This window comes from Clostridium nigeriense (assembly GCF_900086595.1).
Classification (GTDB): domain Bacteria; phylum Bacillota; class Clostridia; order Clostridiales; family Clostridiaceae; genus Clostridium; species Clostridium nigeriense.
The window spans coordinates 2,551,313-2,568,018 of sequence record NZ_LT575472.1 but is presented as its reverse complement, the minus strand read 5'-3'; the positions used below and the strand labels follow the sequence as shown (position 1 = coordinate 2,568,018).

The following is a 16,706-nucleotide window of genomic DNA, read 5'->3' as shown; positions in this document are numbered from 1 at the left end:
ATAATAGGATTATAGAACAGGGGAGTTTAATATGAATAGTAAAGTGGAATTAATATATGAAAATAATGAATATAGTGTTTCAGTAAATGGATCAGTAGTGAATAAAGAAAAAGATTTAGATAAGGCTTTTGAACAATTTAAAACTGTTATAAATAATAATAAAACTTCTGAAGCAAGAGCTTGGGATGATATAGTTACTAAATTTGAAGCTTTAGATAACGATAATTTAGAAATAAATAATGAGTTTAGGACTATGACTTATGGAAACATGAAGTATTTCTACAATATGGGAAAAGTGTTTTACATGGGCAATGGACAAATGGTTCCATTAATAGGAGGATATAGCTTATTTAAATTTAATTTAAATATAGCAAGTGAAGGCAATCTAGAAAAAGCAAATGATTTTGCAGAATTTTGTAAGGATGTTATGCTTTCAAATGTAAACTATAGAGTAATTGATTCTAGTATAATAGTATCTAGTGCAAGCTTTAATTATGGATCAGCAGAATATAATTTTATGAGTGAAAAGATAAATAAGGGAGCATCAATAATTAAAGGATCATTTGATGAATTTAAAGAATATGTATTAAACATAATAAAATAAAGTTTAAATTTAAAGAATCATTTTATAATGGTTCTTTTTTATTTGATTAAAAGTAGCTTAATTTAAACGAGTTAAAATAAGCTAAAGAAATAAATATACTTAAATATATAAGTTTTTTAATATATAATAATTTATATTATATATTAAGAAGAAGAGGTAAAAATGAGGTTAGAAAAAAAATTAACTAGATTGACTATTGGAATTTTTATAACTGTTATATTAATTATAAGTGTATTTTCTTTAGAGATAATTAAGTTTAAGGTAACAGATGCAATAGGAAAGAGTTTAATAGATATAGCTTTTGTTGTATCTTCAAATCCTATGATACAAAACGAATTAGCTAATAATGCAGATCCAACTCATCTAAAAATTCAAAATTTTACTGAAAGAGTAAGATTAAAGACAGGTTTATTATTTATTACTGTTATGAATAATGATGGGATAAGATATTCACATCCAATTCCAGATAATATAGGGAGAAAGTTCATTGGAGGAGATGAAAAATTAGTTTTAAGTGATGGAGAAACCTATGTTTCAGAAGGAGAAGGTCATTTAGGGAAATCCTTAAGAGGATTTACACCTATATATAAAGATGGTGTTCAGGTTGGAGCTGTATCTGTTGGGATTTTAAAAAGAGATATAGTTAGTGAAGCTAGAGAGTATTTTATAGGTCTTATTCCTGTGTTTGTTGGAGTTCTAGTAATTATTATATTTCTAGCAAAAAAATTAGCTAGAAATATTAAATCAGATATTTATGGATTAGAGCCAGAAGAGATTGCAAATGAACTAAGAGAAAAAGAATCAATTATAAATAATATTGAGGAGGGGTTAATTGCAATTAACAATTTAGGAGAAGTTACTGTTATTAATAGTAAGGCTTATGAAATATTAAAGATAGGTTCATTTCAAGAAATAGATGAAAAAATAATTAATTTGCTTTACGAAGTTATATATAGAAGAGGCAGGATATTTAATAAAGAAATAAGACTTAAAAATAATATTATAATTATGGGGAATTTCTATAGTATTATTGGGGAGTATGGGAAAATAATAGGTGCTATAGCAAGCTTTCAGGATTTTACAAAAGTTCACAATATGGCTGAAGAATTGACAGGTGTAAAAGAATTAACTTGGAATCTTAGAGCTCAAAATCATGAGTTTATGAACAAGCTACATACAATTGCTGGATTAATTCAATTAGAGGAAAATGATAAGGCTTTAGAGTACATTTTTCAAACAACTGAAACAAGAGGAATTATAACAGATTCTTTAAAAAAGATAAAAGAACTATCTATTCAAGGATTAATTTTTTCAAAATATAACAAGGCTGATGAACTTAAAATAAAATTTGAAATTGATGAGGATTCCTTTTTGAAAGAAATTCCAAGTAATATTATGATACAAGAAATACTGACTATAATAGGAAACTTACTTGAGAATTCTATAGAAGAAGTTAAAGGAAAGAAAGATGGATACATTTATATAGGAATTTTTCAAACAGAAAAAATAAATATAGTCATAAAAAATAATGGAAGAAAAATAAATGATGATTTAAAAGAAAAAATATTTAATAGAGGATATAGTACTAAAGGAAGTCTTAGAGGATTAGGACTATATAATGTTAAAAATATAGTAACTTCTTTAAATGGAAATTTAAATTTAACATCTGATGAAATAACAATATGGGAGGTAGAAATTTAATGAATAAGATTAAAGTTTTTATTGTAGAAGATGATCCTATGGTTAAAGAAATAAACAAAAAATTTCTAGAAAAGCTAGGAGAATTTGAAGTTGTCGATGATGCAAGTAGTATAGAAGAAGCTAAAAGAAAAGTTAGAAAAATTGAAATTGATTTAATTTTATTAGATGTATTTCTACCTGATGGTAAAGGAATTGACTTCTTAAAGTGGATAAGAGTAGAAGAACTTTATTTAGATACTATTTTAATAACAGCAGATAAATGTAAGTTATCAGTAGATGAAGCTTTCAAATATGGAGCTATAGATTATTTAATAAAGCCTTTTAAATTTGAAAGATTTAAAGAAGCACTAATTAACTATAAAAATAGATTTATAGAGTTAAAAAACACTGAAGATATTAATCAAAATTATATAGATAAATATATTTTAAATATAAATATAGAAGATAAGGAAGAAGTTGATCTTTGTAAGGGGTTAAATTTAAATACATACAATAAAGTAATAGAATTTATAAAAAATAAAAGAAATGAAAAATTAACAGCTGAAGAAATTGCCAAAGGATGCGGTCTTGCAAGAGTCACAGCAAGAAGATATTTAGAAAAAATGGTTGAAGAAAACAAGGTTGATATTTATCAAGAATATGGAAAAATAGGAAGACCTACTAATTATTATAAAATGAAATAATTGAGAACAAAAAGACCAAAATAAACAATAAGAGCATAATATTGAATGTTTATTAATTAACAAATATACTAATGTTGTAAAAAAACTATAAGTTAAGGGGAGAAATAATACATGAAAAAGAGAACTTTAGCGTTAATCATGTCAGCTTTAATTTTAGTTCCTACAACATTAGTTGGGTGCGGTTCTAAGAAAGAAACTGCTGACATAGTTATCATAGGAGCTGGTGGAGCGGGTTTATCTGCAGCTGTACAAGCTAAACAAGAAGGTGTAGAAAATGTTGTGCTTTTAGAAAAAATGCCTATGGTAGGAGGAAATACTAATAGAGCTACGGGTGGATTAAATGCAGCAGAAACAGAACAACAAAAAGCTAAAAATATAGAAGACTCAATACAAACTATGATTGATGACACAATGAAGGGTGGATATAATAAAAATAACCTAGAATTAGTAGAAAAATTAGCAAATGAAGCAAAGGACTCAGTAGCATGGTTAACTGAACTTGGAGCAGATCTTACAGATGTAGGTAAAATGGCAGGTTCTACAAACTATAGAACACATAGACCTACTGGGGGAGCTGCTGTTGGAGCACATTTAGTAGATACTTTAAAAGTAGCTGCTGAAAATGAAAAAGTAGATTTAAGACTTTGGAATGAAGCAAAAGAAATAGTATTAGATAAAGAAGGTAAGGTTTCTGGAGTAAAGGTTATCGATAAAGAAGGTAAAGAATATACAATTAATACTAAAGCAGTAGTTATAGCTGCTGGTGGATTCTCAGCAAATCAAGAAATGGTAGTTTCTTATAAGGAAGATTTAAAGGGATTTGCTACAACAAATCATAATGGTGCAACTGGAGATGGAATAGTTTTAGCTGAAAAGCTTGGAGCAGACTTCGTTGATATGGGAGAAATTCAAACTCATCCTACAGTTGTTCCTGAAAAGGCTGTAATGGTTACAGAAGCTGTTAGAGGTAATGGCGCAATACTTATAAATAAAGATGGTAAGAGATTTACAAATGAATTACTAACTAGAGATGTTGTATCTAAAGCTATATTAGAACAAAAAGATGGTATTGCTTACTTATTCTTTGATGATGGACTTAGAGAAAGTTTAAAAGCTACAGAAGAGTATTTTAATATGGGATTAGTAACAGAAGCAGATTCTGTTGAAGAATTAGCAGAAAAATTATCTATAGATAAAGAAAATATGGTTAATAGCATTAAAAAATATAATGATGCTGTAGCAGCAAAAAAAGATTCAGAATTTAATAGAGAAGATCTTCCTAGACAGTTGAATAACGGAAAAGTATATGCTATACCTGTTACTCCAGCGGTGCATCATACTATGGGTGGAATAAAAATTAATACTAACGCTGAAGTTATTAATAAAGATGGAAATGTGATTCCAGGATTATTTGCAGCAGGAGAAGTTACTGGAGGAGTTCATGGTGGAAATAGACTTGGTGGAAACGCTTTAGCTGATATAGTAACTTATGGTAGAACAGCTGGGAAAAATGCAGCAGTATTTATAAATAATTAATAATAACTAATGGAGGAAGAATAATGAAAAAAACAATTAAAGTTATTGGATCAATTTCACTATTAGCTATGTTATTAGTTGGTTGTGGTGGAAAATACATTGATGGTAATTATACTGGTGAAGGACAAGGAGCTTCTGGAGTCATAAAGGTAGAAGTCGTAGTTGAAAAGGGCAAGATTTCAGAAATTAAATTAGTTGAACATAATGAAACTAAAACTTTAGTTGAAGGTGTTGAAGAAAATTTAGTTCCAGAAGTAATAGAAAAACAAGGAACGGAAGATGTACAAGCTATATCAGGTGCTACAAGCTCATCTAAAGGAGTAATAGAGGCCATTAATAATGCTTTAGAATCAGCTTCAAAATAAAATTAACCCTTAAATTTTAATATACAAACAGGTAATTTATTGAATAGATTACCTGTTTAATTTTTATATAAAAATATACAAATTGATGATTTTGATGTAAAATTTTAGTAAGATATTGAAGGGCTTTTAATAAATAGAATATAATATGTATATAATTATCATGTATATGGGGAGAGAATAGTTATGAATGATGGATATGAAAGCTTTGAATCAGATTTTAATATTTTTAATAACAAGATGTCTTTACTAATTGAATCTAGGGATAAAGAAGAAATAATAAAAACTATTAAGGAAAAACATATTTCAGAGGTTAATGATGATGTTGATAAAGATCATAAGAGGGATGATTTAATAATTTGGAATGCAATTTATACAAGAGAAATTATAAGAAACGGAATAGCTAAAAAATATTTACATCCAATGTATAATAAATTTTATAGAAAAATAAAAGAATCTACTTCTATTCAAGGATTGCAAGAAATAGAATTAAATATGATAAATGAATATATGGATTTGCTTATTAATGATACTGAAATAACAGATAGTTTTACAGTTAACAAACTTCTTCAAGCACTTCATTTAAATATAGAAAATCACACATCTTTAGAAGAGATATGTAAGAATTTAAATATATCAGTTGGATATGCTTCTACTTGTTTTAAAAAGTATAAGGGAATATCAATAATGAGATATCTTAGAGAAATAAAAATAGAAAGAGCAAAGACGCTACTTTTAAGTACTGAAAAGAGTATTTTAGAAATAAGTATTTTACTAGGGTTTCATGATCAAAGTCACTTTACTAACACTTTTAAAAAACTAGTTGGTATTTCTCCATTAAAGTTTAGAAATAAAAATTATACTATATAGTTGGATATTTATTGAAAAAATATTAAGTTAAGAATATAATCGTAATAAAAGATTAAAGGGGGCAATTGAATGTCAAATAATTGGAGTTTAAAAGAACTATATGATTCATTTACATCAAAAAAGTTTCTTGATGATTTAAATATGATAGATAAAGAAATCAATAGTTTAAAGGTATTTTCTGGAGAGTTAAATAATAGTGCTAATATTGAGGAAACATTAGAAACTGTAATAAATAAAATGGAAAAAATTTATTTATTAATAAGCAAAACTGGGTCCTTTGCAAGTTTAACTATAAGTGCAGATTCAAAAAATGCTGAGGGGAGAAAATACTTAGATGTTATAAATGCTAAGTCTAGCCTTTTAGCAGAACCGTTAACTAAAATATATAAATGGATAGCATCTATAGAAAATATAAATGAAGTTATAAATTCATCTAAATTATTAAAGGAACATGAATTCATAATTAAGGAAATAATTCAAAAAAATAAATATATGTTAAGTGATAAGGAAGAATCTATAATTGCTAAGATGAAGACTACAGGATCAGATGCTTGGTCAAATTATAAAGATTATTTAATATCAACACACAAAGTGGATATTGAAATAGATGGGAAGGAAGAATCTATTCCTCTTACTATGGTTTTAAATATGGCTTATAGCAAGGATTCTAACTTAAGAAAGAAAGCTTACGAAGCAGAAATAAAATCTTATGAGAAAATTGAAGAAGGTGTAGCAGCTGCTTTAAATGGTATTAAAGGTGAAGTTATAACTACTTCTGAACTTAAAGGCTATAAATCACCTCTTCATATGACTTTAGAAGAATCAAGAATGGATGAAGATATTCTAAATGCTATGCTTACAGCTATAAAGGAAAGTTTACCTACATTTAGAAAATATTTAAGAAGAAAAGCAGAACTTTTAGGACATAATAATGGACTTCCATTTTATGATTTATATGCTCCTGTAATAGAAAAAGAAATGAAGTTTAGCTTTGAAGAAGGTAAGGCTTTTGTTGAAAAGAATTTTAGAAGTTTTAGTGATAATTTAGCTAACTTTGCCCTTAAAGCTTTTGAAAATAATTGGATAGATGTATATCCAAAGGAAGGTAAGGTTGGAGGCGCTTTTTGTGCTAGTGTGAAAGACATTGGAGAGAGCAGAATATTATTGAATTATGGTGATAGTTTTAGTGATGTTGTAACTATGGCTCATGAGCTTGGACATGGCTTTCATGGTGAATGTTTGAATAAAGAAACAATGTTAAACTCAGAATATCCTATGACTTTAGCAGAAACTGCATCAAATTTCTGTGAAATAATAATTAAGAAAAGTGCAATAAAAGAAGCTGGTAAGGAAGAGGCATTTGCAATTCTAGAAGCAGAAATTTCAGATTGTAATCAAGTAATAGTTGATATATACTCAAGATTTTTGTTTGAAAGTGAAGTTTTTGAAAAGAGAAAAGAAAGCTCCTTATCGGTAGAAGAAATAAATAATGCCATGATTAAGGCTCAACAAGAAGCTTACGGAGATGGCTTAGATAATAATTATCTGCATAAGTATATGTGGACTTGGAAACCACATTATTATTATGCTAGCGCAAATTTCTATAACTTCCCATATGCTTTTGGAAATCTATTTGCTAAGGGATTATATGCTGAATACTTAAATAGAGGAGATAGCTTCTGCAAGGAATATGAAGATTTATTAGCAGTTACAGGCAAAAATATGGTTGCGGATGTAACTAAGATAATGAATATTGATGTTCATGATGTTAATTTTTGGAGAAATTCATTAAAAGTAATCGAAGAAGATATAGAGAAATTTATAGAGTTAAGTTACGAAATATAGATTACAGTTATATAGTGTAGAAATGAAATTAAATATTGTAAAACTAAATGGAGCAGTTGATAAAACAGCTCCATTTTTAATGTATAGGAAATTATAAAAATGTTATCATATGAAAAAGCCTATATAATTTCATTTTTTATTTTAAGTTAATTTGAACTATTTCGCTTTTACTTCCTAGTCTTAGAGGAGGTCCCCAGGTTCCGTAGCCTGAAGATACTACAACATTTAGACTATCTTTTTTAAAATATCCATAATGAATATCAAATAGTTTATTTGTAACTATATTGCCAGGGCTTATTTGACCTTTATGAGTATGACCAGATAGTTGTAAATCAATATTGTTATCTAAGCTTTCATTAACATATTTAGGGTTATGATCTATTAGAATTAATGGTTTATTTTTGTCTAAATTTATTGTTAAATCATTTAATGAAAGTCTAGGTTTATTATTAAGTTTATCTACAGAAATATCATCACGTCCAATAATATAAAAACTATCATTAATTAGAATTGCTTCGTCCCTTAAGACTTTAACAGAATTTTCATTAAGTATATTTACTATTTTCTCTTCAGATTTTGTTAGTATATCGTGATTGCCTAAGGTAGCAAAAGTTCCATATTTTGATCTAAGTTTTGAAAACTCTATTGCCATATTATTATTTAGAAATGGATTAATATCACTATCTATAATATCTCCAGCAATTATTATTATATCTGGATTTAATTTATTTATTTCTATAACCATGTTTTTTAGTCTATTATTTTTAACAATATTACCTAAATGTATATCGGAAACCATAACTATATTTAAAGGATATTCTAAGTTTTTGTTATGTAATTTAATATCAAAAGTTTTTACATATGAGTGTTTAGCATTATAATTTCCTATTAATAAGATTATAAAAAGCAATAAAGTTATTAATATAGCTTCGAATTTATATATTTCATTATTAAAATAAAATGATTTTTTTAATATATAGTTTAAAAGGCTTAAGAGTGGAAAAGTTAAAAGTGAATACATTATTAATCCTAGCCAGTAAGCACCTATTAAAGAAAACAAATCAATTATTTTATAAGATAAAAATTTGTTAGATATTATTGATATTATATAAGAAAATGCAAGCATCCAAAAAAAAGTCCAAAATATTAAAGGTGATATATTGAAAAAATAATTTATGTTTTTAAATATAACTTTACCTATATAATAATTTATTAAAGAATATAGACTAATAAAAATAGTAAATATTATAATATATTTTTCTTTCAAATTAAACAACTCCTTAATATTTTTAATAATTATAGCATATTAGCAATTTTTGTAAAGTTTTCGTTAGTTATTAATTAGAATATCAATAATTATTTGAAATAAAAAAGAATATGATAGAATAATATTATTAGTAATCAGGGGTAGGAGGTTTAAAATGATTTTAAATGAAGAGCAGGCCCTAGTTATAAATGAGCTAGAGAAAAATATATTACTTCTTGCATCAGCAGGTACAGGAAAAACTAATACATTATCACATAGAATTTCAAATATTATAGATTCTAAAAAAGCAAAGGCAGAAGAAATTTTATGTATCACTTTTACAAATAAAGCTTGCTTTGAAATGAGAAGTAGAATAGAAGAAGTTGTAGGGGAAAGTGCCAAAGATATTACAATAAGAACTTTTCATAGTTTTTGTTTTGATTTAATAAAAAGCGAAGCTAAAAAAAGATCAGATATATTTATAGATTCCTTAGTTTTTGATGAAGAAGATTGTAAGGAAATAATTAAAGAATGCAATTTTTATAATTATACAATAAGTAAACTTCAGCAATTTATAGAATTAGTAAAGCTAGAAAAAACTAAGCTTAATATTTCTAGTAAAGACTTACTTAAAGATTATAATATAGCTGTAAAAAGTATTTTTAAGTTTCAAACAGATAAAATTAATTCAATTTGCAGTAATAGAGGTAAACTAGATTTTAAAATGAAAGAAGATTTAGAACGGCAAGGTGGAGCTTTGGTAATGATCTATAATTCTTTACTTTATAATAATCATGGCCTTGATTTTATAGATTTAACTACTAAAGCTAAGGAATTGTTGTTAGATGAGGATTTAGTAATATATTTAAAAAATAAATTTAAATATATTAGTATAGACGAGGTACAAGATACTAGTACACTAGAGTATTCAATTATAGAAAAAATATTTGGCAATAACAATATTTTACTTTGTGGAGATATGTTTCAAACAATATATGGATGGCGAGGATCTGAACCTGATAAAATACTTAATTTATTTAAAGAAAAATATAATCCTAAGGAAATTATTTTTAATAAAAATTATAGGTCTACAAAATATATAACAAATGCTTCTTTAAGTTTTCTAGAAAATGCTTTTAATAAAAAGTATAATTCTATATATAAAGAAAAAATAACAGCTAACACAGAAATAGAAGGAAAGAAAATAAAAATTAAAAAGGCTAATACTTTAAGAGAAGAAGCTAGATACATATTTGATGAAATTAGAGACTTAGATAAAAATAATGAAGATATATCAAAGGTTTGTGTATTAAGTAGAGATAACAATTATAATATAAGTTTAAGCAGAGAGTTTCAAAATATAATAGGCTATGAAGGGTCTAGTTTTGAGTTTATATTAGTTGATCAGTTTAAGTTTTTTAGAAGGCAAGAAATAAAGGATATAATTGCATTTTTAAAACTTATAGCTAATAGGTACGATAATATAAGTTTAAAAAGAATAGTGAAAAGATTACCAACTGGTATAGGAGAATCTACTTTAAATGCTATAGACTCAAAAGAATATAGAGAGGTAGGAATATCATTAACAGATTTTATTGATGAAAATGCAAAAATATATGGTGAGAAATATTCATTATTAATAGAGGAATTTCAAAATGATAATATTATTGTTTTTGATGTTGAAAGTACAGGAACAGATGTTACAGAGGATGAAATAATTCAAATTGCAGCAATAAAAATAAATAAACAAGGAAAAGTAATAGAAAACTTTGAAAAGTTTTTGAAAAATAAAAAATCTGTACAAAGTTCCTTTAGGGTACATGGATTTAGTGATGAATTTTTAAATGAAAATGGTGAGGATAAAGAAAAGATATTAAAAGAATTTATTGAATTTTCAAAGGATGCAGTTATTGTTGGACATAATGTTCAGTATGATATAAATATTTTAACTAGCGAACTTACTAGAAATAATATTACTGGTCTTAGATTTAAAACATTTTATGACACTTTAGATATATATAGAAGATTTCATACAAAATTACCTAATTATAAGCTTGAAACCTTAAGTGAAATTTTTAGTACTGAAAACAAGCCAAGTCATGATGCTATGGATGATATATTAGCAACTAAAGACTTATTAGTAAGAGCAATAGAAAAAGATATAATAGCAACTTCTTTTAAAAGAATTAGTTTAATGAGTAAGCATTTGAAGTCCTTTAATAAAATTAATGATGCCTTAAATAACCTTTTTTCCAGAGCTAATGAGAAGAGGCCACAAGATATAATAGTTGATGTAATTAAAGGCTTTAATATAAAAACTTTATATAGTGGAAGAGGTAGTGAAATTGAAAAAGAAGCTAGTGAAAAAATAGATAGACTTAGAGATTTCTACGTATTAGTAAAGGATTTAGATGATAAAAGTAAAAGTAACAGAGATTCATTATTAGATATAATTAAAATAACAGGGCTTTCTAATGGAGAATTAGAAAATCTTATAGTAAATAGAATAAATAAAAAAAGAATACCTATAATAACTGTTCATCAATCAAAAGGTTTAGAGTTTGATACTGTATTTATATGTGGACTTCAAGATGGGGTATTCCCTTCCTATATGTCATTAAAATCTAATAATATTGAAGAAGAAATGAGAACTTTTTATGTGGCATTAACTAGAGCTAAACAGAGACTATATATAACTTATCATCTATATGAAGAGTATGGAAGAGAGAATAAAATTAGTAGATTTATTAATTTTATTAATAAAGAACATATGGATAATGATTATTAATTGTAGTATAATGAAGAAAATTTTATTTATACAGTGAGGAATTAAGTGATGAAACATGAATTAAATATTTATGAACTTGGACAATTATTAACCAAAGTTACAGAAGAATATAAACTTGAACTATTATCTAAGTTAAAATTAAGTGGTGGTTGGATGACTATGACAGGAGAAGTTAAAGTAGTGTCCGTTCCAGAAAATAAAGTGGTACTTAAAGGAAACAATATAATTACTTTAAATATTAATGATATTAATTGTAAAGGAAGCTTACTAAAAATTACGGGAGCAAAGGACGGTATTTTTAAAATAGATGTTGCACCTACTAAATATAAAGAATTTGGGGCAACTGGACTTAATTTAAATAAAACAAAAATCAATAATAATGAAACTAAGATTAGAATAGACGAAGATATGATATTTACAGTAAGAGAGGCATCAGTTGATTCTATTAATAATATAATAAAAAGTATTTAATTTATCATATAAAGTTGTATTTTTTCAATTTTGAAGTGTATTTATTAATTTTATTATGACTTAAATGTAAGTAGAGGTTATAAGCAAAATTGTATAAATACACTTTTTTTATTTATAAAATTATATTTTATAATATTTTGGTAATAAAAGTTGTATTTGATAGGCGCAAATATATTTTATTATTGAGTAAAATAAAACTAAAAAATATTATAATTTTTATAAAAAATCAATATAGACATGCTAAAGGCTATGATTGTATAATAAATATCAGTTGATTTTTATAAGAAGGGATAAAAAATGGAGATAAATGAAATACTTGAAGTGGCATCTTATGCAGGAAAGATAATGTTAGAAAGTGGTGCAGAAGCTTATAGAGTTGAGGAGACTATGAACAGAGTTTGTATGTCCTTAGGTGTAGATACAGCTAGTAGTTATGCAACTCCTACAGTAATAATAGCTTCGGTATCTTATAAAGGAATAATTAAATCTTTAGTTGTAAGGATATCTAATAGATCAGTAGATTTACAAAAGATTCATAAGGTTAATGATTTAGCAAGAAGGTTAAATAGTGAAAATATAAATTTAGAAGAACTAAAAAAAAGACTTAAAGAGATAGAAGAAGAAAAAAGATATTCAAATAATACCACTATTTTATTTTCAGCTATAGGAGCTTTTGGGTTTGTATTTTTATTTGGAGGTTCAATTAAAGATGCAGTAGCAGCTTTTATAATTGGACTAGCAGTAAAATATGTTTCAATAAAATGTGAAGAAATGGGTTTGAATTCATTTTTTATAACAAGTATTTCAGCTGGAATATTAGCCTTGCTAGCAATATTATCAATTAAAATTAATTTAGCTAATGATATGGACAAGGTTATTATTGGTTCTATAATGCTTTTAGTCCCAGGTCTTGCTATAACTAATGCAATTAGAGATACAGTAGCTGGTGATTTAGTTTCAGGATTAGCAAGGGGAGCAGAAGCTTTCCTAACAGCAATTGCTGTAGCAGTTGGTACAGGTGTAGTTTTAAGTTTTTGGATAAGTATATTTGGGGGAGTATAAAATGATAATTGAAGTTATAGCGGCATTTATATCATCTTTTGCATTTGGAATAGTTTTTAATATAAAAGGTAAAAATTTATTTTTTGCAGCATTATGTGGTGCTTTAGGATGGTTTGTTTATAAACTTTCCTTAAAATTAGGAATAACAGATACGACATCATTATTTTTAGCATCTCTAGCACTTAGCATATATTCTGAAATATTTGCAAGAATATTAAAAACTCCTGTAACCACCTTTGTTATTGCTGCTTTAATACCATTGGTACCCGGTGGTGGAATGTATTATACAATGGTAGAAGCAATAACTGGTGATGTTATGAAATCATTAGAAATAGGTATAAAGACAATAGCATCGGCAGGTTCTTTAGCATTAGGAATAATATTAGTTTCTACAATTACTAAGACTGTTATAAAAAATAAGAAAATCAAAATAGATGTGAATAAAAATATAATAAGCCACAAATAATAGAAGTGTAGTCAGAAGTTATTTATATTTTTTATTTGACTATGGCTATGGGGCGCTGCAGGACAAAATGTAGCGCCTTTTGACATTTTTAAAATTAATACATATAATATTTATTACTAAAAAATAAATAGGAGGAAAAACTTTGACTAAAGAAAATGACTTAAAAAAAGCCTTTGTTAGAAATATGAAAAAAAATAAAGGAAATAAAAAGGCTCAATTACTAACTATTATATTGTTTGGAGCTATAGCTGCCTTTTCATTATACTTTGGGAAGGATATAACAAAAACTAATATAGGAATACCAAGTGGAACTTTAGAAATTTCTTATTTAGATGTTGGACAAGGAGATTCGGCTTACATTAAGGTAAATGATTTTGATATACTTATTGATGCTGGTCCAAGAAGTGATTCAGATAAATTAATAAAGCAATTGGAAGATAAAAATATAGACGATTTTGAAATAGTTATAGCAACACATCCTCACGAAGATCATATTGGTGGAATGACAAAAGTATTCGATAGATATAATGTGGAAAATTTTTATATGCCAAAAACAACTAATACAACTAAAACCTTTGAAAATATGATGAAGGCAGTGAGTAATGAAGGGTTAAAGGCAAAAGTGATAAAAGAGGGGACAAGTTTTGAGCTAGGGGAAGGTGCTAGGATAGAGGTTTATTCTCCTATAGATGAAAATTATGATGATTTTAATAACTATTCACCTATTATGAAATTAACTTATGGTAATAATACATTTATATTTACAGGTGATGCAGAAAAGGAAGTAGAGAGGGAAGTTTTAGATAAATATTCTAATGATTTAAAGTCTGATGTTATTAAGTTTGGACATCATGGTTCTAGTACTTCATCTACTAAGGAATTTATGGAAGCTGTATCTCCGAAATATGGCATAATTAGTTGTGGTTTAGATAATACTTATGGGCATCCTCATAGGGAAACATTAGATTTAATAAATAAAATGAATATAAAAGCATATAGAACAGATAAACAAGGGCAAATAACTATTACATCTGATGGGAATAATATAAAAATAAAAACAGAAAAATAATTTTGATTAGTTTTTAAGTATAGAAATATAAAATTAGGTGAACTAGAGCGTGAAAACCTATATATTATATTTCTATACTTTTTTATTTATTAAACATAGAAATTATATTTTTGTGATATTATTTAAGAGAGAGTTTATAAGATTTTTATAAACTAAAAATATATTTATGGAGGATAGGATGAAAAAAGGTGTTCTAATTTTTATATTAATTATTAGTTTTCAATTACTTGTAGTTGGATGTTCTAAGAATTCTAATGGAATAACAAGTAGTGAAGAAAAGAAAGTCAAAGAGACTATTGATTTAGTACTATCATATAAAAATGGATATGATGAAACTATGAAAAAACATATTAGTGAAAAGAATTTTTATGTATGCAATTATGTAGAATTTTATTCTCTTTACGTTGGAGAATTAAATCTTGAGAAATATGAAAGTAGTATAGTTAGTATTAGAAATGAAGATGCTAGGTACGTAGTTTGCATGATTATAAACATGGAAGCTAAAGCATTGGAAACTCACGAAGATGAAAAGTTAAGTGATGAAGTTGTTGGTGAAGATGTACCAGTTGAAGTTATATTAAAAGAAAGAAATGGTGAACTTTATATTGAAGGGTTCACAGAATATGAAAGCTTAGATAAAGCTAAAGAATTAAATGAAGGTTTTAAATAAAAAAATAGAGAAAGAGTGAGGGTAATGAAGCCGCTAGCAGAATTAATGAGGCCTCAAATGTTAGAGGATTTTATAGGGCAAAATAACATAGTAGGTAAAGGAAAACCATTGTACAATTTAATTATAAGTAAGAGAATTCCAAATTGTATTTTATATGGACCTCCTGGAACAGGAAAAACAACTTTGGCTAATATTATGGCTAATTATAGTGACAAAAAATTTTATAAGTTAAATGCTACAACTGCATCTGTAAAAGATATACAGGAAATAACAGAAAGCCTAGATAGTTTACTAAATTATAATGGAGTTGTTATTTATATAGATGAACTTCAGCATTTTAGCAAAAAACAACAACAAGCTCTTCTAGAATTTATTGAAAATGGCAGGGTTACATTAATAGCAAGTACAACTGAAAATCCTTATTTTGCTATTCATAAAGCTATTTTAAGTAGATGTAATATCTTTCAATTTCAGTCTCTTTCTATAGATGAAATAATAGAAGGATTAGAAAAAGCTATAAACAAATTGGTTAATGAGGGCATAGAAGTTGAATATTCTAAAGAAGCTTTAAAATATATATCAGAGATATCACAAGGGGATTATAGAAAAGCCTATAATATTTTAGAACTTTCTATAAACTCTCAATTAAGTAAAGTGAAAAAAATATCTATAGAATATATTGAAGAGTTAAATCAATCACATATTAGAGCAGATGCAAGTGGGGATGAATATTATAATTTTTTAAGTGCACTTCAAAAGAGCATAAGGGGAAGTGATCCAGATGCAGCAGTTCATTATTTGGCCAGATTAATAAAGTCAGGTAACTTACAAGCAATAATAAGAAGATTGAGTGTAATTGTAGCTGAAGATATTGGACTTGCACATCCCAATGCATTAGGAGTTGTTAATTCAGGTGTTGAACTTGCTTTAAAGGTTGGGTTGCCTGAGGCTTCCTTGATATTATCAGAACTTGTAATTTATCTTGCAACTTTACCTAAGTCTAATAGTGCATATTTAGCTATTTCAAGAGCTATGAATGATATAGAAAGCAAAAATATAGGAGATGTACCTAAGCATTTAAAGGATGCTCACTATTCAGGTGCTAAAAGCTTAGGGGTGGGTGGATATAAATATCCACATGACTATGAAAATAATTATATTAAACAACAATATATGCCTGATAATTTAATAGATGCTAAATACTATAATCCACAAAATAATAAATATGAAAATAGCATAAAATATTATTGGGAAAATGTAAAAAATAATTTGTAAAACTAGCATAAAAGAAGGGTTTAAGAGGCATTGATATTATTGACAATATCAGAGTGTT

General features: G+C 26.5%; 15 protein-coding genes. 14 read left to right on the top strand and 1 reads right to left on the bottom strand.

What is annotated here, in order from left to right; translation table 11 throughout:
• Positions 1–31: 31 nt before the first annotated feature.
• The 7 genes from BN6774_RS12110 to BN6774_RS12080 all read left to right on the top strand — a co-directional run bounded on the left by BN6774_RS12110 (position 32) and on the right by BN6774_RS12080 (position 7,601).
• Positions 32–604, top strand: a complete 573-nt coding sequence (locus tag BN6774_RS12110) for a hypothetical protein (protein ID WP_066894057.1) — start codon at positions 32–34, stop codon at positions 602–604.
• A gap of 162 nt (positions 605–766) precedes the next feature.
• Positions 767–2,305, top strand: coding sequence for an ATP-binding protein (locus tag BN6774_RS12105; protein WP_066894054.1), 1,539 nt, complete (start codon positions 767–769; stop codon positions 2,303–2,305).
• A complete protein-coding gene (locus BN6774_RS12100; RefSeq protein WP_066894051.1) occupies positions 2,305–2,988 on the top strand; it encodes a response regulator in 684 nt (227 codons plus the stop codon). The genes BN6774_RS12105 and BN6774_RS12100 overlap by 1 nt, the downstream gene beginning before the upstream one ends.
• 111 nt (positions 2,989–3,099) lie before the next feature.
• The gene (locus BN6774_RS12095; RefSeq protein WP_066894048.1) at positions 3,100–4,524 is read left to right on the top strand and encodes a flavocytochrome c; all 1,425 of its coding nucleotides are present in this window, start codon (positions 3,100–3,102) and stop codon (positions 4,522–4,524) included.
• 23 nt (positions 4,525–4,547) lie between these two features.
• Positions 4,548–4,889 carry an FMN-binding protein gene (locus tag BN6774_RS12090; RefSeq protein ID WP_066894045.1) on the top strand — a complete coding sequence of 114 codons (342 nt, stop codon included), beginning with the start codon at positions 4,548–4,550 and terminating at the stop codon, positions 4,887–4,889.
• A 183-nt stretch (positions 4,890–5,072) separates the two neighbouring features.
• Positions 5,073–5,756 carry a helix-turn-helix domain-containing protein gene (locus tag BN6774_RS12085; protein WP_066894043.1) on the top strand — a complete coding sequence of 228 codons (684 nt, stop codon included), beginning with the start codon at positions 5,073–5,075 and terminating at the stop codon, positions 5,754–5,756.
• Between the two features lie 69 nt (positions 5,757–5,825).
• Positions 5,826–7,601, top strand: a complete 1,776-nt coding sequence (locus BN6774_RS12080) for a M3 family oligoendopeptidase (protein WP_066894040.1) — start codon at positions 5,826–5,828, stop codon at positions 7,599–7,601.
• Positions 7,602–7,737: 136 nt separating this feature from the next.
• Here the strand turns inward: BN6774_RS12080 and BN6774_RS12075 are convergent, their stop codons facing one another.
• Positions 7,738–8,868: a metallophosphoesterase gene (locus tag BN6774_RS12075; RefSeq protein WP_066894038.1), complete on the bottom strand. Its 1,131-nt coding sequence runs from the start codon at positions 8,866–8,868 to the stop codon at positions 7,738–7,740.
• 154 nt (positions 8,869–9,022) lie between these two features.
• On the opposite strand from BN6774_RS12075, the gene BN6774_RS12070 reads away from it, so the two are divergent.
• From BN6774_RS12070 to BN6774_RS12040, 7 genes are all read left to right on the top strand, one after another.
• Positions 9,023–11,635 (top strand): 3'-5' exonuclease, encoded by a 2,613-nt coding sequence (locus tag BN6774_RS12070; RefSeq protein ID WP_066894035.1) that lies wholly within the window; start codon positions 9,023–9,025, stop codon positions 11,633–11,635.
• Between the two features lie 48 nt (positions 11,636–11,683).
• Positions 11,684–12,106 (top strand): UDP-N-acetylglucosamine pyrophosphorylase, encoded by a 423-nt coding sequence (locus BN6774_RS12065; protein WP_066894032.1) that lies wholly within the window; start codon positions 11,684–11,686, stop codon positions 12,104–12,106.
• 297 nt (positions 12,107–12,403) lie between these two features.
• Positions 12,404–13,168 (top strand): threonine/serine exporter family protein, encoded by a 765-nt coding sequence (locus BN6774_RS12060; RefSeq protein ID WP_066894028.1) that lies wholly within the window; start codon positions 12,404–12,406, stop codon positions 13,166–13,168.
• A 1-nt stretch (position 13,169) separates the two neighbouring features.
• Positions 13,170–13,634, top strand: a complete 465-nt coding sequence (locus BN6774_RS12055; protein ID WP_066894025.1) for a threonine/serine exporter family protein — start codon at positions 13,170–13,172, stop codon at positions 13,632–13,634.
• Positions 13,635–13,818: 184 nt separating this feature from the next.
• Positions 13,819–14,703, top strand: coding sequence for a ComEC/Rec2 family competence protein (locus BN6774_RS12050; protein ID WP_066896648.1), 885 nt, complete (start codon positions 13,819–13,821; stop codon positions 14,701–14,703).
• A gap of 178 nt (positions 14,704–14,881) precedes the next feature.
• On the top strand, positions 14,882–15,373 hold the full coding sequence (locus BN6774_RS12045; protein WP_066894022.1) for a hypothetical protein: 492 nt from the start codon (positions 14,882–14,884) through the stop codon (positions 15,371–15,373).
• Between the two features lie 24 nt (positions 15,374–15,397).
• Positions 15,398–16,648, top strand: a complete 1,251-nt coding sequence (locus BN6774_RS12040; RefSeq protein WP_066894019.1) for a replication-associated recombination protein A — start codon at positions 15,398–15,400, stop codon at positions 16,646–16,648.
• The last annotated feature ends 58 nt before the right edge of the window (positions 16,649–16,706 follow it).